We start from the raw sequence: 18,481 nt of genomic DNA on the forward strand, positions 1-18,481 counted from the left end.
ACCTCTACACCTATCAGTGGCCAAGAAATGGTCGAACTCTTGGCGCGTGCCACACGCGTTCTCGCTCAACTCGAAGCCTGGCTTCCGCCGGCCCCACCTGCCACCAACTGGGACGCCCATGCTTTTCGCTGGCGTAAGCGTGGTACCTCGCATGGCTGGCTTGATGCGATTGCGAACGTTTCGCTGATCCATACCGAAGACCTTCAGCATATCGAGCGTCAAAAAGACATCATTGATCGCAATACACACCACTTTATTCAAGGCAAACCCGCGAATAACGTGCTGATGACCGGCGCACGGGGTACCGGCAAGAGTTCGCTCGTCAAAGCAATGCTGGCCGCCTACGGTGATCGTGGATTACGACTCATCGAAGTCGACAAGTCCGACCTGGGTGACCTCGCGGATATCGTCGATATGGTCGCCAAGCGTCCAGAAAAATTTATCGTTTTTTGTGACGACCTTTCTTTTGAAGAAGGCGAATCGGGCTACAAAGCACTCAAGTCTGTCTTGGACGGTTCAGCTGCTTCAACGGGTAATAACGTGCTGATTTACGCGACCTCCAACCGTCGTCACCTGATGCCCGAATACATGAGCGAAAACCTTCAGGCCAAACACGGCTCAGATGGTGAGGTACACCCCGGCGAAACCGTTGAGGAGAAAATCTCTCTGTCGGAGCGTTTTGGCTTGTGGCTGTCCTTTTACCCCTTCCGCCAAGATGATTACCTGGACATCGTCTATCACTGGCTGCGCACGCTTGGTTGCTCCGAAACGAACATCATGGAGTCCCGCACAGAAGCCTTGCAGTGGGCGCTCGAACGCGGTTCGCGCTCAGGTCGTGTTGCCTGGCACTTTGCGCGCGACTGGGCCGCCCGCAATGCCTGACAAAATCATTGACGTCGCAGTGGGCGTGCTACTGCGACCCGATGGCACAGTGTTATTAGGCAATCGGCCTGCAGACAAACCTTGGCCAGGCTGGTGGGAGCTACCCGGTGGCAAGCTTGAGCCAGGCGAGTCCGTTCTGCAGGCACTCACGCGCGAACTACAAGAAGAAATCGGCATTACGGTCACACAGGCTACGCCCTGGGTGACCTACGTACACAAGTATCCCACCACCACTGTTCGCCTCGCCTTTTGCCGCGTGACGGGCTGGGACGGAGAGCCGCAAGGCCTCGAGGGACAGTTGCTACGCTGGGTTCCCATCGACGCAGCTCAAGATGTCCCGCAGCTTCTTCCGGCAACCTATCCTCCTCTTCGCTGGTTACAGTTACCGACAGTCTATGCACTCTCCTCTGCCGGCACACCTGAGCAACTCCCCCTGTTTTTAAACAAGCTCGACGAAGGCCTGAAGGCAGGCATCAAATTATTTCAGTGGCGTGAGCCCGGCTGGCCGGGTGGTCCTCATCAGCCAAATCTGCATCAAGCTCTCAAGACCGTGCTCACACGCTGCCATGCGTTTGGTGCCAAAGTCTTGGTCAACAGCATTCACCCCGAGGCTTGGTGGCACGAAGCCGACGGCGTCCATCTGCGTTCGCATGACGCAGCAGGCCTCACCAGCCGGCCAACGTTGGCCAGCGACAAACGGGTAGGCGTCTCTACGCACAATCTCGCCGAACTCGAGCATGCACGTGCCCTAGAAGCGGATTTTGCCGTGCTCGGACCTGTCCTGCCCACCGCCTCACACCCAGGACACCCAGGCATCGGCTGGGAAATGTTCGCACAACTCAATGCACAAGCGGGCTTGCCAGTTTTTGCGCTAGGCGGTCAGTCCGCCGCCACGCTTGCGCACGCACAATCAGTTGGTGGGCACGGTTTTGCTGGGATTCGCGGTTGGATTACCTGAGTCATCTAGACTCTTAAGATCCTCCGCCGACCAACCGCCCCCCAAAGCCGCTACGAGCCGCACACTGGCCGCAAAACGATTGCCGACCAGCGTGATATAGGTACGCTCATTATTGAGCGCAGTCGTTTCAAGCACCGCAACACTCAGATAATCAATCAAACCCTGATCGTACTGATTGCGCGCAAACCGCAAGGACTGTTGTGCAGACAACACTGCCTGTTTTTGCACGACCTCTTCTTGTTCGAAGACGCGCATCTGAACCATCGCGTTTTCTACCTCTTGTAAAGCCGTCAAGACAGTCTGGCGATACGCGGCCGCTTGCACATCGAACTGGGCACGCGCCTGATTGATCTGAGCCTGCCGCGCGCCACCATCAAAAATCACTGCGGCTAATTGCGGGCCTAGGGCCCAGATTTGTCCGGGCGCACTAAACCACTGGGTAAAGTCGTTGCTGCGATAGCCGGCACTTGCGTTGAGGGTTAAATTTGGAAACCAGGCCGCTGTCGCCACACCAATCAACGCATTCGCCGAAGCGGTACGTCGTTCTGCCGCAGCAATGTCTGGTCGACGCTCCAAGAGCTCAGAGGGCAGACCAACAGGTACGGCAGGAGGCACCAGCGGCACTTGTGCAGGTGCAATCGCAAACGTCGAAGGAGGCCGTCCGATCAAGACTGCGGCAGCATTTTCAAACACCGCACGCTGTTGTTCCAGATCAATCAGTTGCGCGCGAGTACTCGCAAGCTGTGTACTCGCTACCGCCACATCACCCTGACCAGAAATGCCTGCGTTGTAACGATTTTGCGTGAGTTTGAGCGCGCGCTCATAGGCGCTGACTGTTGCCGTCAACAACCGCCTCTGTTCATCCAGCACACGCACCTGCAAGTACGCCAACGTCAATGCGGTCTGAGCGGTCAGTCTGGCACCTGAGACATCCGCCGCCAAGGCCAGCTCGGTCGCATCGGTTGACTCAATATTGCGACGAATGCTTCCCCAAATATCCAGCTGCCAGCTCGCCTGAGCATTCAGTCCATATCCCGTCACAGCACCACTGCTTGAGGCGGACACTCCACCGCCACTGCGTGTGGTGTTGGCCGTCGCAGAAACCGTAGGCAATAGAGGAGCACGAGCACCTTGGGTGACAGCAACCGCTTGTCTGAATCGAGCCTCCGCTTGGGCCACGTTTTGGTTTGACACATTGAGCTCTGTGATCAGCGCACTCAGCACAGGATCAGCGTACATCGTCCACCAGGGGCCGCGGGGATCATTGGCGGCAGGGCGCGCCACTTTCCAGCCTGGTGTTTCTTTAAATTGCGTCCCAACATCAATGACTGGGCGCACATAATCAGGACCGACCATACAGCCGACCAGCATGAAGCAACAAACAAGCGCACCGGAGAGAGGACGTAGCCGCCTCTCTGTACCACTCATTTTTTTTAACTGATCAAGCATCATCGCTTTGCACACCACAAACGGAAACGATCCAGATATAAATACACCACAGGCGTAGTGTAGAGCGTCAAGAGCTGACTGACTAACAATCCACCAAGAATCGTAATGCCCAGCGGTTGACGCAGCTCAACGCCCGCCCCCGTCGCAAACACAAGAGGCATCGCGCCAAAGATGGCGGCGCAAGTCGTCATCAAAATAGGTCTGAATCGCGTCAAACACGCCTGATGGATGGCATCTCGCGGTGACATTCCTAGTCGGCGTTGTGCATCCAGCGCAAAATCCACCATCATGATGGCATTTTTCTTGACGATACCAATCAGCAAAAACACACCAATCAACGCGATCAAACTGAACTCAGTCTTGAGCAATAGTAAGGCCAGCAAGGCGCCCACACCAGCCGAAGGCAGGGTCGACAAAATAGTCAGGGGATGAATCGTACTTTCGTACAACATCCCCAACACAAGATACATCGTAATCAATGCGGCCAAAATTAACCAAGGCTGATTGGACAACGCACTTTGCAGTGCTGCAGCTGTTCCTTGAAAACCTGCTTGAATCCGGTCGCTAGGCAAATTGATTGATGCCACCGCCTGATCAATCGCGGCATTCGCTTGCCCCAGGGACACTCCCGCTGCCAAGTCAAAGGAAATCGTATCGGCCGCGAGTAAGCCCTGATGGCGCACACTCAGTGGCGCATTCGTGGTTTCAAATTTCGCAAATGCAGAAAGCGGAACACGCTGACCCGCCTTACTTAGCACATAGACATCGCTCAAAGACTCCATTCCTTGAGCATGACGAGGTGCGACTCCCATCACGACACGATACTGGTTTCTAGCCCCGTACATCACAGAGATTTGTCGCTGGCTAAAGGAATTATTCAACACAGCAGAAATACTTTCCATTGACACGCCAAGCCGTTGCGCGGCATCGCGATCAATCGCAATCGATACCTGCCTGCCGCGATCCTCCACATCCGTATCTACGTCCACCAACTCGGGGAGCGCGGCGATTGCTTGCTGAACTTTTGGCAACCATTCTTTTAAATCCGCCAATTCATTCGCCATCAAGGTGTATTGATACTGAGAACTTGATTGTCTCCCCCCCACCCTGATGTCCTGCTGCGGAATCAAAAACAACCTTGCGCCGGGAATGCTGGCCAGCTGCGGACGTAAACGCGCGATGACTTGTCGGACCGGCACCTTACGCTCGCTCACTGGTTTGAGCTGCACCGCCAGAAAACTTGAGTTACTTCCCCCACGCCCACTCGCATAGGCGGTGACTGTATTAATCGCAGGATCCTTCATCAGTACTTGTCGAAACTGATCGAGTTTAGGCTTCATCGACTCAAACGAGGTACCGTCATCCGTCGAAAAAAATCCGATCATCATCCCCGTATCTTGTTGTGGAAAAAAACCTTTTGGCACCACACCATAGAGATAAAAATTGAACCCTACTGTCGCCACTAACAGCAACATCATGAAGCGACTGTGCGCAAGTGCCCAATTGAGTGAGCGAGAATATGCATTGACCGTCGCATCCATGCTTCGCACGATGATGCGCTCAAACAAGCCCGGACGGACTTTTTCTTCTGAGGCAGGCGGATGTCGTTTGAGCAAACGCGCCGCCATCATGGGGGTCAATGTGAGCGACACAAACATTGAAATCAGAATCGCCGCAGACAAGGTGACGGCAAACTCACGAAACAGCCGCCCTGGCAAACCACCCATCAATAAAATCGGGATAAACACAGCGATGAGGGAAATGCTCATAGACAGCACGGTAAAGCCGACCTCGCGGGTGCCTCGCAAGGTCGCGCGCTTAACCGATTCACCCCGCTCAAGATGACGCATGATGTTTTCCATCACCACGATCGCATCGTCCACCACAAAACCCGTCGCAACAATCAATGCCATAAGCGACATCGTATTGAGCGAATAGCCGAGCAAGTGCATCACACCAAAGGTCCCGATCAAGGAAACGGGAACGGCAACCGTTGGAATCAGTGCAGCGCGCCAATTGCGCAAAAATAGCAACACCACCAGCATCACTAAACCAATCGCAATGATCAGGGTGTGCTCCGCCTCTTTCACAGAGGCACGAATACTGGGCGTGCGATCCTGCGCCACGCTTAAGTTAACGTCAGCAGGCAGCATCGCCCTCAACGTGGGCAAATCTGCGCGTATTTCATCGACTGTTCGAATAATATTGGCTTTAGCTTCACTTCGGACCAATACCAAAATTGCTTGTTCGTTATTAAAGTAACCAATATTGTTGGTGTCTTCGACAGAGTCTTCGACTTTTGCCACATCCGACAAACGAACAGGTGCATCGTTACGCCACGCCACAATCAAAGGTCGATATTCCTCGGCTTTCCAGAGCTGGTCATTCGCAGTAATCAGCCAACGATTGGCATCATTTTCCAGCAAACCTTTCGGTTTAGTGGAATTGGCGGTCGCAATCGCAGCACGCACCGCATCGAGTGAAACACCGTATTGCGTCAAGGCATCTGGATTGAGCTCAATTCGCACCGCAGGCAACGAGCTGCCTCCAATCTGAACCTCGCCCACACCCTGCACTTGAGAAAGCTTTTGCTGAACTGTCGTAGAAGCGATGTCATAGAGCTGGCCCTGTGACAATGTCGCCGAAGTGAGCGCGAGCGTCATGATCGGCGCTGCTGAGGGGTTCGCCTTGCGATAGGAAGGATTGCCTTGCAGACCGCTGGGCATCATTGCCCGCGCAGCATTGATCGCGCCCTGCACATCCGTCGCGGCACTGTCAATATCACGACTCAAATCAAACTGCAAAGTAATGCGTGTCTGACCAGTTGTGCTGCGCGAGGTCATCTCCGTCACACCGGCAATCGTCCCCAGCGAACGTTCAAGAGGCGTCGCCACTGTTGCCGCCATCACTTCCGGACTCGCGCCCGGCATACTGGCGCGCACCGAAATAACCGGCAATTCAATTTGCGGAAGAGGCGCGATGGGCAACAAGCCATGCGCCAGCCAGCCAGCCAACACCACACCCAGCCAGATCAGCGTCGTCGCGACTGGACGGACGATGAAAGGGCCGGAAATATTCATGGCGTCACACTGTCGATCGCTGTGCGCTTAGGGTGTGCACGCAAACGATCAAAAAACAAATAAATGACCGGGGTCGTGAACAAGGTCAGCACTTGACTGACCAACAATCCGCCCACCATGACCAGACCGAGCGGCTGACGTAACTCGGCACCTGTACCCGTCGACAGCATCAATGGAATTGCACCAAACAAGGCGGCCAAGGTCGTCATCAAAATCGGTCTGAAGCGCAACAGAGCCGCCTGCTCGATGGCCTCACGCGCAGACAAACCAAGCTTGCGCTCCGCGTCCAGCGCAAAGTCGATCATCATGATCGCGTTTTTCTTGACAATCCCGATGAGCAAGATGATCCCGATCACACCGATCATGTCTAAATCCCGCCCTGTCAGTAACAATGCGAGCAAGGCGCCAATCGCAGCCGACGGCAAGGTCGACAGAATGGTCACCGGGTGGATAAAACTCTCATACAACACGCCCAGCACGATATACATCGTAATAATGGCGGCCAAAATCAATAGCAAGGTACTCGAAAGAGAAGCTTCAAAGGCGCGAGCTGCCCCCTGAAAGCGCGTCTGGATCGCCGCTGGTAACGTAATCTCACGCGTCGCGCGTGTCACTGCTTCCACGGCACTCGACAAAGAGGTTCGAGGCGTTAAGTTAAAAGAGATCGTGACAGAAGGGAACTGGTCGAGACGATTAATCACTAGAGGCGTTCTTCCCTCGGTGACCTTGACAACCGCGCTCAAAGGAATGGGCTTGCCCGTATTGCTCTTGACATAGACCGAGTTCAAGGCAGAAGGATCTTGACGAAACTGCGGAGGCACTTCTATCACCACACGATATTGATTAGATTGCGTAAAAATGGTTGAGATCTGCCTTTGACCAAAAGCGTCATACAACGCGTCATCGATCGAGGCGGCAGACACACCAAGGCGTGCCGCCGCATCACGGTCGATATCAATAAACGTGTTCAGGCCATCTTCTTGCAAATCATCCACGACCCCAGAAAGCTCAGGCTGTAAGCGTAACTGCTCCACCAGCTTGGGCACCCACTCCGCCAGCAAGCTCGCATCCGCGCTCTCAAGCGTCAGCTGATACTGCGTCCGACTCACACGATCTTCGACAGTGAGATCCTGAACGGGTTGAAAGTAAAACTGCAAACCCGCCACATCATTCAAGTCAGTTTGTAAGCGCTGGATCACTTGTGTCACACCATCGCGACGCTGATGATGGGCATGCAACGCAATCTGGATACGGCCCGTATTCACCGTTTCATTCACGCCATCAATACCGATAAAAGACGCCACACTTGCGACACTCTGATCTTTCAAGATGAGCGCCACCGCATCCTGTTGACGCGCAGACATGGCATTGAAGGATAAATTTTGCGGAGCCTGCGTCACCACCTGAATCAGCCCTGTATCCTGAGCTGGAAAAAATCCTTTCGGAATGGCAAGATACAGTAATGCGGTCAAAACAAAAGTCCCTACAGCGACCAATAAGGTGATGGTCTGGTGACGCAACACGAACTTCAATCCTCTCGCATACTGACCAATCAAAGATTCAATCCATTGGTGCGTTTTACGCGCCACCCACCCGTACTTTTGCTCGTCACCCGCGCGTAATAGTCGCGCGCACATCATGGGGGTCAAGGTCAGTGAAATGATGAGCGATAGAAAAATCGCAACCGCTAACGTGACCGCAAACTCTCTAAACAAACGCCCAACCACCTCAGTCATGAACAGCAGGGGAATCAGCACTGCGATCAGCGATAGCGTGAGTGAGACAAGCGTAAAACCAATTTGCGAAGCACCTTTTAGTGCCGCCTGCAAGGGCTTTTCACCACGTTCGAGATAGCGTGCGATATTTTCAATCATCACAATCGCATCATCCACAACAAAACCCGTAGCAATGGTGAGCGCCATGAGTGTGAGGTTGTTGATACTGAACCCCACCAGATACATGATGCCAAACGTGCCAATCAGAGAGAGTGGGACCACAACACTTGGGATCAAGGTCGCCGTCAAGGTGCGCAAAAAAACAAAGGTCACTAGCACAACCAAGCCAATCGCAATCAGCATTTCAATCTGTACATCCTTGACGGAGGCTCGAATCGTTTGCGTACGGTCTGACATCACGGTCACGTCAAGATTGCCTGGTAATGCTGCCCGCAACTGAGGCAAAATCTTTTGTATGCGGTCGACCACCTCGATCACATTAGCACCAGGCTGTCGCTGTACGTTCAGCAAGATCGCAGGCTGTTGATTCGCCCAGGCAGCCAAACGAGAGTCCTCCGCATCCATCACCACGCTGGCGATGTCAGCCAGTCGCAAAGGCGCCTCATTGCGATAGGCCACAATCAGACCCCGATAGTCCGATGGATTTCTGAGCTGATCATTTGCATCAATCGTCGTCGAGCGCACAGGACCATCGAGTGTGCCCTTGGGTTGGTTGACGTTGGCCGATACGACGGCTGTTCGCAAGTCCGCGAGCGTCAAGCCATACGCTGCAAGCGCTTGCGGATTAGCCTGAATACGCATTGCAGGTCGCTGCCCCCCAGCAATCGTGACCAAACCAACCCCAGTGACTTGTGATATTTTTTGTGCCATTCGGGTATCGACTAAATCACGCACCTGGGGCAACGGCACAGTCGGCGAAGTAATGGCAAGCGTCATGACCGCAGCGTCGGCGGGATTGACCTTGTTGTATATCGGTGGCGCAGGTAAATCTCTGGGCAATAAATTAGAGGCGGCATTAATGGCTGCCTGCACTTGCTGTTCGGCAACATCGAGAGGCAAAGTCAAAGCGAACTGTAAAGTAATCGATGAGGCACCCGAGGTGCTACTCGATGTCATCTGCCGCAGGCCCGGCATTTGACCAAATTGACGCTCTAGCGGCGACGTCACCAATGCCGCCATGACTTCAGGGCTCGCCCCCGGATAAAACGTCGTGGTCTGAATCGTTGGGTAATCTACCTCTGGCAACGACGAAACAGGTAGCCACCGATAAGCGATCAAGCCGCAAAGCAGCATGGCGATCATCGCGAGGGTTGTCGCAACAGGTCGCAGAATAAAGGGGCGTGAGATGTTCATTGACGCGATGACCTAAGGCCTTGCTGCGCCCGGTGCGCCGGGGGGACGTGCGCCATTGCGTGGGGCACTGCCTGCAGCGGGCACCCCAGGCTCGATGACACGTACCTTAGCGCCTTCGCGCAAACGATCTGTGCCTTCCAATACCACGCGCTCTCCTGCTTGGATGCCTTCGAGAATCACCAATGACTCCGCCGTACGATCGCCCACTTTTACGACGCGAACCGTGGCGGTACCTTCTGGCGATACAACGTACACAAACGCTCCGCGGTTTCCTTGCTGAATGGCGCCTGCTGGAATCGTCAAAGCGTCCTTCAGCGTTCGGACTTTCATCCGGACGTTCACAAATTGGTTGGGAAACAAAGCATCGTCTTCATTTTTAAACTCAGCCTTTAACTTCACCGTACCCGTAGTGATGTCAATTTGATTATCAATTGAGATCAGCATTCCGCGTGCGAGCCGTTTGATATCCGCCCGATCATACGCATCCACTTCGAGCTTTTCTCCAGCCAGCATGGGCTGACGCACCGTAGGCAAATCGTTTTCCGGTAGGGTAAAGATCACAGATATCGGCTGAGTCTCTGTGATGACCACGAGGCCAAGTGGATCATTTGCGTTAATCAGGTTGCCCGCATCCACACGCCTCAGACCCAGCTTTCCAGAAATGGGCGCAGTAATCCTCGTGTAGCTCAGCTGCAAGCGTGCATTGTCGACCGTCGCCTGATCGCTTTTGATTTGTCCTTCAAACTTTCTGACCAACGCCGCTTGTGTATCGAGCAACTGAGGGGCGATGGAATCCTGTTTCCGAAGTGTTTGATAGCGCTGCAAGTCACGCTTTGCATTTTCATACTGTGCTTCATTTTGCTGTTGCGTCCCGATCGCCTGATTGAGGGCAACCTCATAGGGGCGAGGATCAATCAGCGCCAGCAGACTACCCTCTTTAACCTGTTCGCCCTCTTTAAATTTAACCTCTAGCAACTCACCCTGCACGCGACTCCGGACCGTCACGGTATTCAGCGCTGTGACGGTACCCAGTCCACGCAAATAAATATCCAGATCTTGCTTGCGAGCAGCTTCGACTTTAACTGGGGTACCTGGTGTCATGCCTGCAGGAGGCCCCTTCGGCGCGGCCTTTTGGGTTCCACCAAACAACCACCAGCCGAGACCAGCCAATGCCAAGACAATAACAAACCACATCAAGGGCGAGCGGAACGCCGACCTTGCCAACTTGCTCTCAGACATATGTGTTCCAGCTGGCCCTACAGGGCACAAAGGGTCATTTTGAAGGCTACGTCGTGATTGACTGCCTGTGGTCGTTGCTCGCCATCCTGTGAAGAATAGCGAATCCAGACCATATATTTGTTGGCGCTGATTTCAGGAAATACGTCCGCAGACTCATCTACCCACACGCGCAAAAGCTGATAGGTTTTACCTGCCAGCATTTGTTGATACGCGCCCTGCGGAGCCACTGCATCCGTGGCTTGTCCGGTCTCGCGCAAAAGGCGCATCACCATGCTGATACCTGCCTGTAAGGGCATGAGCGATGACATCCATTTTTGTAAGTCTGCGCAGCGCTGTGCTTCAGTGCGATATTGCCAAGCGTGAAAAGACGGCATATCAACCTGGGTACCACCTCCGGGTACAGCCAAGCGCCCTCTGAGGCTACTCAGCCATTCATTTGCGCGAAGTTCCTGGCCGGTTTTACCTGCGGCGTTTAAATTGACGATCACACGTTCAATTTCAACGAGCATCGAAGCCAAGGTCTTGGGATCCACGCCAGGATGCTCGCGTAAAGACTGAAGGACGCCGCGCTGGCGCTCCAAATCTTGTAGCACGCTGCCCTTCATGTCCGTACGCTCAGTTGCGTCCAACAGATCAAACAATGCAGCAAGGGCGACCTGATGATGTCTCGCATCACCGGGTTTGGCAAAGAACATCATTCGATCGAGCAAAGACTCCAGGCGCATCAGCGCACGGACTCGCTCATTAAATGGGTATTCAAAAAGAATCACTGGTTCTCATCATCCAAGCCGACTTGGTGTTTGCACTGCATTCAGCGCTTTTCACCACACTACGCTAGGTTACACCACGCTTTATGCAAGACCAATACTTGTTTTTCAAGATCAGCCAACGACGTACTTTCCATATTGGAAACTATATCGTCTGCAGCCGCTAATCTCTCATTCCGTGTTGCCTGAGCCGCCATAATTCGCCTGATCGTTTCGACTGGGATCCCGCTCCGTGCCTGGACGCGTGCGATCTGCGTTTCAGGCTCGCAATCCACCACGCACAAACGATCAATCCGGTCACGCCAGCGTCCAGACTCCACTAACAATGGCACCACAAATACCGCATAAATCCCTGTTGCGCCCTGAGCCTGACGGACAACCTCCTCTCCAATAAGAGGATGCAAAATCCCCTCTAGCTCGGCACGCCTCTGCGGGTTCGCAAATACCAACTCTCGCATCTGACCCCGATCCAGGGCGCCATGCGCATCAATCAAGCCTTGGCCAAAACAGTCGCGAATAGCCTGAATCGCAGCGCCTCCGGGAGCCGTGAGTTGATGGGCGATTAGATCCGTATCAACGACGGTCGCCCCCCAGCTAGCCAACAGGTTGGCGACATGCGTTTTTCCCGAGCCAATCCCGCCAGTCAGACCGAGCTTGAACATCCCTTTTCCCCTAAATATTCGACCAAAGCCAGCCAAAAAACAGCATCAGAATACCTCCAAGCGCCAAACCGGGCCCAAAAGGCATGGGATCGCGCAGGCGGCGACCACCCAAACGATGAGCGATCAAGGCGATCAATACGCTTGAGCCAGAGGCGATTAACCACACAAAGGGTAAGGCTAGGCAACCCAGCCAGGCACCTATTGCTGCCGAGAGTTTAAAGTCCCCATGCCCCATCACTTCTTTGCCCCACACCCCCCTTAACACTACATATGGGCCCCATAAAATAATATAGCCCGCTGCTGCCCCCCACACTGACTGGACAAGGGACAGACCTCCCCGGTCAGCAGCATGCCAAAGCAACCCCGCCCAAAGCAATGAAAGTGTCAATATATCGGGCAGTAAGTATGTGCGCGCATCAATTCTGGCAAGCAACAACAAGACCGCGCAATAGTAAAAAGTCACTAAACCCTCCAAATCGACGCCTTTGGTTGCTGCCACTCCAACAGCACTGGCACATAAAAGCACCACAAACAAAGCATCTTGCCAAGAGAATGCACGAATCGCAGGGTCAGACCTTGCCAGGCAAACCGTCACACACTCTTGAGCAAAGATTTGCTGAGGAATCTTCCAGGACAACCAAATGAGCGGCACAGCTGAGGTCAACCCCACCGCGATCCCAACCAACATTGCCATTCCAAGATCGCTCACGTTAATATTTCCTTGATAAGTAACAAGCATGACCGATGCCAAGTGCGTAAAATGCGATCATTCATTTTCCGCTCCATTCGTTTTTAATTGGGATGCAACCATGTCAGGACAAATCGCAGGGCAATCTTCACTTCGCGCCACTATCTGTCGCGCTCTCGCCATTGGCCTGCCAGTATTGCTGGTAGGTTGCGCCCAAATGCAACAGCAAATGCAGCAGCCTGGCTACTACAACCCGGCCCCAGCAAGCTCCACGACTGACGCGATTGAAAACGCAGAAGGTCCTTACGGCACACAAACCATGCGTGCGCCTAGCCAGATTCAGATCGGTCTCAACAACAGAGGCGCTGACGCAGCACCCACACCCGGAACCGCCAAGCCTGCGACTCAGACTGCAGCTGGTTCCGCGCAAAATACTGCAGCGGCGGCGGCCGCAGCAGCCGACTCACTTCAGGCTTCGTTATTTCCAGAACCCTTGACCTTTGCCGGCACGCTGCCATGCTTTCATCCTGAAATGAAATGTTCAGCTCAGCGCATCACTATCACTCTTGCGCCAAATGGACGCTGGCGCGCACGCGCCTCATATTTAGAGCAGGCCGCCACAAGTGGTAAACCGCTGGCAGACCAAGGTTGCTGGCGTGTCATCCCTCAAGCTGTTCCGCGTATTATTTTGTTGAATCCGTCGGGTAACGTGCGCGCGGAATTAGCGCTGAGTTCAACCAATGTGCTGCGTCTGGTTTCGATCAACGGTGACTCTGTCAACCTCACATATACCTTGACCCGTCAGCCAGATCTAGATCCCATTAACGAGCTCGACAAGACCACTGCGCCTACTTGTCCGTAAGCATTTGCACCTCTCCGCTAAGTCTCAGGATTGGTGCAAACCTCACGCGCCAGTTGCACAGCATTTCGGACACCCATTTTGTAAAAAATGCGTGCACGGTGTGCTTCAACTGTGCGCATAGAAATGCCCAGCTCGATTGCGATATATTTGTTTGATTTGCCTTCAGCGACTGGGTGAATCACATCGCGTTCACGGGCAGTCAATGCACGCCAGCCAGCGCCGCGTGCTTCGTCAAAGTCTTTCATCATGCCTCCGTATCATCACGGAGAGAAGTCTGGCAGACCGAGAACGCATAGGAAAGCTGTCAAATCTGACAGGCGGATTAACCCTAGGTACGTATTGACAGTGCAGTAGATACCAACACCGAGGTATCCAAGATCAAAGTTCTAGGTTGTCAATCAGTCGAGTAGCACCTAGCTTGGCGGCGGCAAGCGCGACGAGCGGCTCACCCGCAGCAACTTGTTCGGGAGTCGGCTGATGAAGATCCTTGCGACGTCTGATGGCAACATAATCTACCTCCCAACCTCGCCCGTTCAACAGCGCAGTCATCTCGCTCGCAAGTTGCGCCACATCGTGTTGGCCGGATTGCAACTTGCTCTGCATCGACTGTAATAACGCATATAACTGCGGTGCTTCTTTGCGTTCTGCTGGCTGCAGGTAAGCATTACGTGACGACAAGGCCAAGCCGTCGTCTGCACGAACAGTTTCGTGCGCCAGAATCTCAACAGGCAACTGAAACTGTCGGCACATATTGCGAATCACCATCAACTGTTGGTAATCTTTTTTTCCGAATACGGCCACGCGCGGCTGTACACAAGAAAAAAGCTTGAGCACCACCGTACTCACTCCACCAAAAAATCCCGGGCGACACTCTCCTTCGAGGATGTCACCGAGCTCTTGAGGTGGCTGCACACGGTAACTCTGAGGTTCTGGATACAACTCTCGCTCGTCAGGAGCAAATAAAACATAGACGTTACGATCACGCTCGAGCTTGGCGATGTCATCCTGTAACGTTCGGGGATAACGTTCGAAATCCTCGCTGGGTCCAAACTGGAGCCTATTGACAAAGATACTGGCCACAACCGGATCTCCGTGCTGTCTCGCCAGCTTCATGAGCGCGAGATGGCCTTCGTGCAGATTACCCATCGTCGGTACAAAAGAGACGCGTAGCTGACCACGCAACTGATCGCGCAACTCTTCAATGGTGTGTACAACCTTCAATACATTCTCCGCATTCGGTGGGTCGAATAATCAGACCGCAGCGCTGGTATAAGCCAGCCGCACATAAATCGGGGCATAGGGCTCAGCCTGTGTGATTTCAAGCAGGGACTCTTTTGAAAGCTCAAGCAAGGCCAGGAAATGCACCACCACTACCGCAACTGCTGCACCCTCAGCGATACGTTCCATGAATAGCTCACCGAACTCGATAAAACGCACATCAGACAAACGACGCAAAATGTGTGTCATGTGATCGCGTACTGAAAGCTGCTCGCGTGTGATGTGGTGATGCGCGTTAAGCTTGGCACGTTTAAGGATATCAATCCAAGCCTGTCGCAAATCCTCTACGTTGACTTCGGGCAATGCGCGCTCAACACGTAGATCGGCAAAAGCTTGCGCACGCTGAAAATCACGTCCCAGCTGAGGCAACGCATCTAAACGCTGAGCAGCAAGCTTCATCTGCTCGTATTCGAGCAATCGCCTAACCAGTTCAGCGCGTGGATCCTCTGGCTCTTCGCCAGAATCTGATTTCTTAACCGGCAACAACATGCGTGCCTTGATCTCTATCAGCATCGCAGCCATCAAAAGATACTCAGCGGCAAGCTCAAGGTTGTGCATCCGAATCTGGTCAACATATGACAAGTATTGCCGGGTGACCTCGGCCATCGGAATATCCAGAACATTGAAGTTCTGCTTGCGAATTAAGTACAACAATAAGTCGAGTGGTCCCTGGAAGGTTTCCAGAAACACCTCAAGCGCATCAGGAGGAATGTACAAATCATTGGGCAGGGCGAACAAAGGCTCGCCATACAGCCGAGCGAGGGCCACCGCATCGATGACATCTGGTGTCGTATCAATCGAGGGCTCTACCAACGCACTCAGACTATCGCCCGATACTTGCTTCGCAACCATTGGGCTTTAGTTGTTTTGGTAAACGTAAGGAGTTTGACGTACGCGCGCCTGTTTAAACCCCTCGACTTGCTCCTGATCCTGAGGGCGATCCCAGAGACGTGCACGGCCATCACGCTGGCGTTGCTCAACGTCAGGATGCTCCGACTTAAATTTCTGGAGGAATTGTGTGATTTCGGAGGTGTATTGGTCTGCCATAACTCGTCAACAAAAAGGTTAGACTGCTCGCTAGTGTACTGTAGAGCTGCCCATGACTAGCCCACTTCTCGAACCACCCACACCGGCCCAGCGCATTCTGCCCTTTATTGTCGGCTGTGCACTGCTGATGCAAATGCTGGACTCGACGGTTGTCACCACCGCACTTCCCGCGATGGCGCGCGATTTGGGCTCAGATCCAATCAGCATGAACATCACCATCACATCCTACTTGATCGCCGTGGCCATGTTTGTTCCCGTCAGCGGATGGGCGGCAGACCGCTACGGAGCCCGAAAAGTATTTATTGCAGCAATTGTGCTGTTTACGCTCAGCTCTCTGACCTGCGCCCTTTCAAACTCACTGACACAATTAGTGATTTCACGCGTGGTGCAAGGATTGGGTGGCGCCATGATGGTTCCGGTGGGACGCATTATTTTGCTGCGCACCATACCTAAGCATAACTTATTAAAAGCAATGGCTTTTTTATCGATGCCTGCGCTGATTGGACCTATGGCTGGCCCGCCGCTCGGTGGACTACTGGTGACTTATGCTTCATGGCACTGGATTTTTCTAATCAACATTCCCATCGGTATGCTTGGCGTTTGGTTGATCTTGCGCTATGTGAAAGAGCTACCAACTGAGGCTCAAATACCCCGCTTAGATATTGTTGGATTTTTACTCAGTGCGGTATGCATGGCAGCACTCGTCAGCGGTTTTGAGTCGCTCGGCCACGGCGGTCCAGCGGCTTGGATCTCAATCGCGATCATTGGAACAGGTCTCCTCACGGGCTACCTGTATGTTCTGCATGCACGCCGGCATCCCAACCCAATTATCGACTTGACGCTGTTACGCATCCCAACATTCCGCGCCGCCGTTCTTGCTGGAAACTTGTGTCGTTTCGCTGTAGGCGCGACCCCCTATTTACTCGCGCTCCTTCTGCAAATCGGTTTTGGGATGAGCGCGCTCTCTGCTGGCTTGATTACCTTTGTCGGCGCAATCGGCTCTCTACTCATGAAAATGGCCGCCCCACGCATCCTCAACCGTTGGGGATACCGCAACGTGTTGACGTTCAACGCGCTCTTGACTGGCGCGAGCCTAGCCGCTTGTGCCGGCTTTACACCAGAGATGCCAGCGGTGCTGATGCTCGGGATTTTGTTGATAGGTGGATTTTTCCGTTCACTGCAATTTACAGCGGTCAATACGCTTGCCTATGCGGATATCGCCCATGCAGGCATGAGTCGCGCCAGCAGTTTTGCCGCGATGGCACAGCAACTTGGTATCAGCTTAGGCGTCGGAGTTGCCGCTGAGGCGCTTAACTTAAGCATGGCCTGGCGAAACAGCGATACCCTCATCGCAGCGGATGTGATGGTCGGTTTTATTGTGATCGGAGTGTTGTGTGCACTCGCCAGTCTGGCGTTTTGGAGACTGTCACCCAATGCGGGCGAAACGCTGCGTCAGCGTTAAGCCCTTTAATCGACCTTTGCACCCGAGAGCTTGACCAGTTCTTGGTATTTTTGACGCTCTTGCACCACCATCTCGGCAAACTGAGCCGGCGTCAACGCTGGAGCATTTGATCCCATCTGTTTGAGACGTGTCTGAACAGCTGGATCAGCCAATGCAGCGCTGTAGGCTTGGTGCAGCTTGGCGATCACTGCAGGTGGCGTACCGGCAGTCGTAAACACACCAAACCAAGTGCCCAGATCAAACGGCTTGACTCCAGCCTCTTGAACAGTCGGCACCTCAGGCAAAATATCTGAGCGCTTGTCGGTGGTGACTGCCAAGGCCACAACCTTGCCTTCTTTAATCAAACTCGCTGCAGAAGCAAGATTGTCAAACATAAAATCAGACTGACCCGATAACAAAGCCAGCTTTGCAGGCGCCGCGCCTTGATAAGGAATGTGAACAGTTTTGATCTGCGTGCGTGCAGACAACAGCTCGCCCGCAAGGTGTCCTGCGCTGCCCGAACCACCCGAGCCGACATTCAACTTGCCGGGATGTGCAAGGGCATACTTCACCAAATCTTGCACTGTGCGAATATTATTTTTATCCGCAAATTCTTTATTGACGATCAACACATTGGGCACAGAAGCGACCAGAGCAACCGGTGCAAAATCCCGCACGGCATCATAAGGAATCTTGGAATAAAGCGCGGGATTGATCGCATGTGTTGCCACCGCCCCCATCACCAACGAGTAACCATCAGGCTGAGCCTTCGCGATGAGGTCTGCACCAATATTGCCACCTGCCCCAGGACGATTTTCCACAACAACGGGCTGACCGAGAGTGGTTTTCACCTGCTCAGCGAGCACGCGAGCCATCGTATCGAGCGGGCCCCCTGGTGGGTAAGGCACCACGAAACGAATGGGCTTGGTCGGCCAATCCGTTGATGACTGCGCCTGTGCAGTCATCCCAAATGAAACACTGCCCAGACCCAGCGCTAACAATAGGATTCTACGAAGTCTGCGGTGGGTCGTGTTCATGA

At 53.6% G+C, this 18,481-nt stretch carries 16 protein-coding genes; 4 read left to right on the forward strand and 12 right to left on the reverse strand.

The genetic code is table 11. The features are described 5' to 3' along the window. Positions 1–27: 27 nt before the first annotated feature. Positions 28–882: an ATP-binding protein gene (locus WBJ47_RS11045; protein ID WP_422242680.1), complete on the forward strand. Its 855-nt coding sequence runs from the start codon at positions 28–30 to the stop codon at positions 880–882. Further along, positions 875–1,840, forward strand: a complete 966-nt coding sequence (locus WBJ47_RS11050; RefSeq protein WP_422242648.1) for a Nudix family hydrolase — start codon at positions 875–877, stop codon at positions 1,838–1,840. The genes WBJ47_RS11045 and WBJ47_RS11050 overlap by 8 nt, the downstream gene beginning before the upstream one ends. On the opposite strand, the gene WBJ47_RS11055 is transcribed toward WBJ47_RS11050, so the two are convergent. The 7 genes from WBJ47_RS11055 to WBJ47_RS11085 are packed head-to-tail and all read right to left on the reverse strand — an operon-like array spanning position 1,793 to position 12,865. Beyond that, complete coding sequence (locus tag WBJ47_RS11055; protein ID WP_422242647.1) at positions 1,793–3,292, reverse strand: efflux transporter outer membrane subunit; 1,500 nt, start codon at positions 3,290–3,292, stop codon at positions 1,793–1,795. The genes WBJ47_RS11050 and WBJ47_RS11055 overlap by 48 nt on opposite strands. Continuing rightward, complete coding sequence (locus WBJ47_RS11060; RefSeq protein WP_422242646.1) at positions 3,289–6,369, reverse strand: multidrug efflux RND transporter permease subunit; 3,081 nt, start codon at positions 6,367–6,369, stop codon at positions 3,289–3,291. Before WBJ47_RS11060 ends, WBJ47_RS11055 begins: the two co-directional genes overlap by 4 nt. Further along, positions 6,366–9,458 carry a multidrug efflux RND transporter permease subunit gene (locus WBJ47_RS11065; protein ID WP_422242645.1) on the reverse strand — a complete coding sequence of 1,031 codons (3,093 nt, stop codon included), beginning with the start codon at positions 9,456–9,458 and terminating at the stop codon, positions 6,366–6,368. Before WBJ47_RS11065 ends, WBJ47_RS11060 begins: the two co-directional genes overlap by 4 nt. 12 nt (positions 9,459–9,470) lie before the next feature. Then, on the reverse strand, positions 9,471–10,697 hold the full coding sequence (locus WBJ47_RS11070) for an MdtA/MuxA family multidrug efflux RND transporter periplasmic adaptor subunit (RefSeq protein WP_424585363.1): 1,227 nt from the start codon (positions 10,695–10,697) through the stop codon (positions 9,471–9,473). 17 nt (positions 10,698–10,714) lie between these two features. After that, on the reverse strand, positions 10,715–11,467 hold the full coding sequence (gene zapD, locus WBJ47_RS11075; protein WP_422243285.1) for a cell division protein ZapD: 753 nt from the start codon (positions 11,465–11,467) through the stop codon (positions 10,715–10,717). 59 nt (positions 11,468–11,526) lie between these two features. Further along, complete coding sequence (coaE, locus tag WBJ47_RS11080) at positions 11,527–12,126, reverse strand: dephospho-CoA kinase (protein ID WP_422243286.1); 600 nt, start codon at positions 12,124–12,126, stop codon at positions 11,527–11,529. A gap of 10 nt (positions 12,127–12,136) precedes the next feature. After that, a complete protein-coding gene (locus WBJ47_RS11085; RefSeq protein WP_422243287.1) occupies positions 12,137–12,865 on the reverse strand; it encodes a prepilin peptidase in 729 nt (242 codons plus the stop codon). Between the two features lie 70 nt (positions 12,866–12,935). On the opposite strand from WBJ47_RS11085, the gene WBJ47_RS11090 reads away from it, so the two are divergent. Further along, on the forward strand, positions 12,936–13,676 hold the full coding sequence (locus tag WBJ47_RS11090; protein WP_422243288.1) for a hypothetical protein: 741 nt from the start codon (positions 12,936–12,938) through the stop codon (positions 13,674–13,676). 17 nt (positions 13,677–13,693) lie between these two features. Here the strand turns inward: WBJ47_RS11090 and WBJ47_RS11095 are convergent, their stop codons facing one another. The 4 genes from WBJ47_RS11095 to WBJ47_RS11110 all read right to left on the reverse strand — a co-directional run bounded on the left by WBJ47_RS11095 (position 13,694) and on the right by WBJ47_RS11110 (position 16,001). After that, positions 13,694–13,924 (reverse strand): response regulator transcription factor, encoded by a 231-nt coding sequence (locus tag WBJ47_RS11095; RefSeq protein WP_422243289.1) that lies wholly within the window; start codon positions 13,922–13,924, stop codon positions 13,694–13,696. 130 nt (positions 13,925–14,054) lie between these two features. Beyond that, complete coding sequence (panC, locus tag WBJ47_RS11100; protein ID WP_422243290.1) at positions 14,055–14,897, reverse strand: pantoate--beta-alanine ligase; 843 nt, start codon at positions 14,895–14,897, stop codon at positions 14,055–14,057. A gap of 30 nt (positions 14,898–14,927) precedes the next feature. After that, entirely contained in the window at positions 14,928–15,806 is an 879-nt protein-coding gene (locus WBJ47_RS11105) for a segregation and condensation protein A (protein WP_422243291.1), read from the reverse strand. A 6-nt stretch (positions 15,807–15,812) separates the two neighbouring features. Continuing rightward, positions 15,813–16,001 (reverse strand): DUF3460 family protein, encoded by a 189-nt coding sequence (locus WBJ47_RS11110; RefSeq protein ID WP_422243292.1) that lies wholly within the window; start codon positions 15,999–16,001, stop codon positions 15,813–15,815. 52 nt (positions 16,002–16,053) lie between these two features. Between WBJ47_RS11110 and WBJ47_RS11115 the strand changes: the two genes are divergently transcribed. After that, positions 16,054–17,463 (forward strand): DHA2 family efflux MFS transporter permease subunit, encoded by a 1,410-nt coding sequence (locus tag WBJ47_RS11115; protein WP_422243293.1) that lies wholly within the window; start codon positions 16,054–16,056, stop codon positions 17,461–17,463. 5 nt (positions 17,464–17,468) lie between these two features. Here WBJ47_RS11115 and WBJ47_RS11120 read toward each other — a convergent pair whose 3' ends face one another. Further along, positions 17,469–18,479 (reverse strand): Bug family tripartite tricarboxylate transporter substrate binding protein, encoded by a 1,011-nt coding sequence (locus tag WBJ47_RS11120; RefSeq protein ID WP_422243294.1) that lies wholly within the window; start codon positions 18,477–18,479, stop codon positions 17,469–17,471. Positions 18,480–18,481: the final 2 nt, after the last annotated feature.

It is taken from the genome of Zwartia sp. (genome assembly GCF_049655405.1).
GTDB lineage: Bacteria > Pseudomonadota > Gammaproteobacteria > Burkholderiales > Burkholderiaceae_B > Zwartia.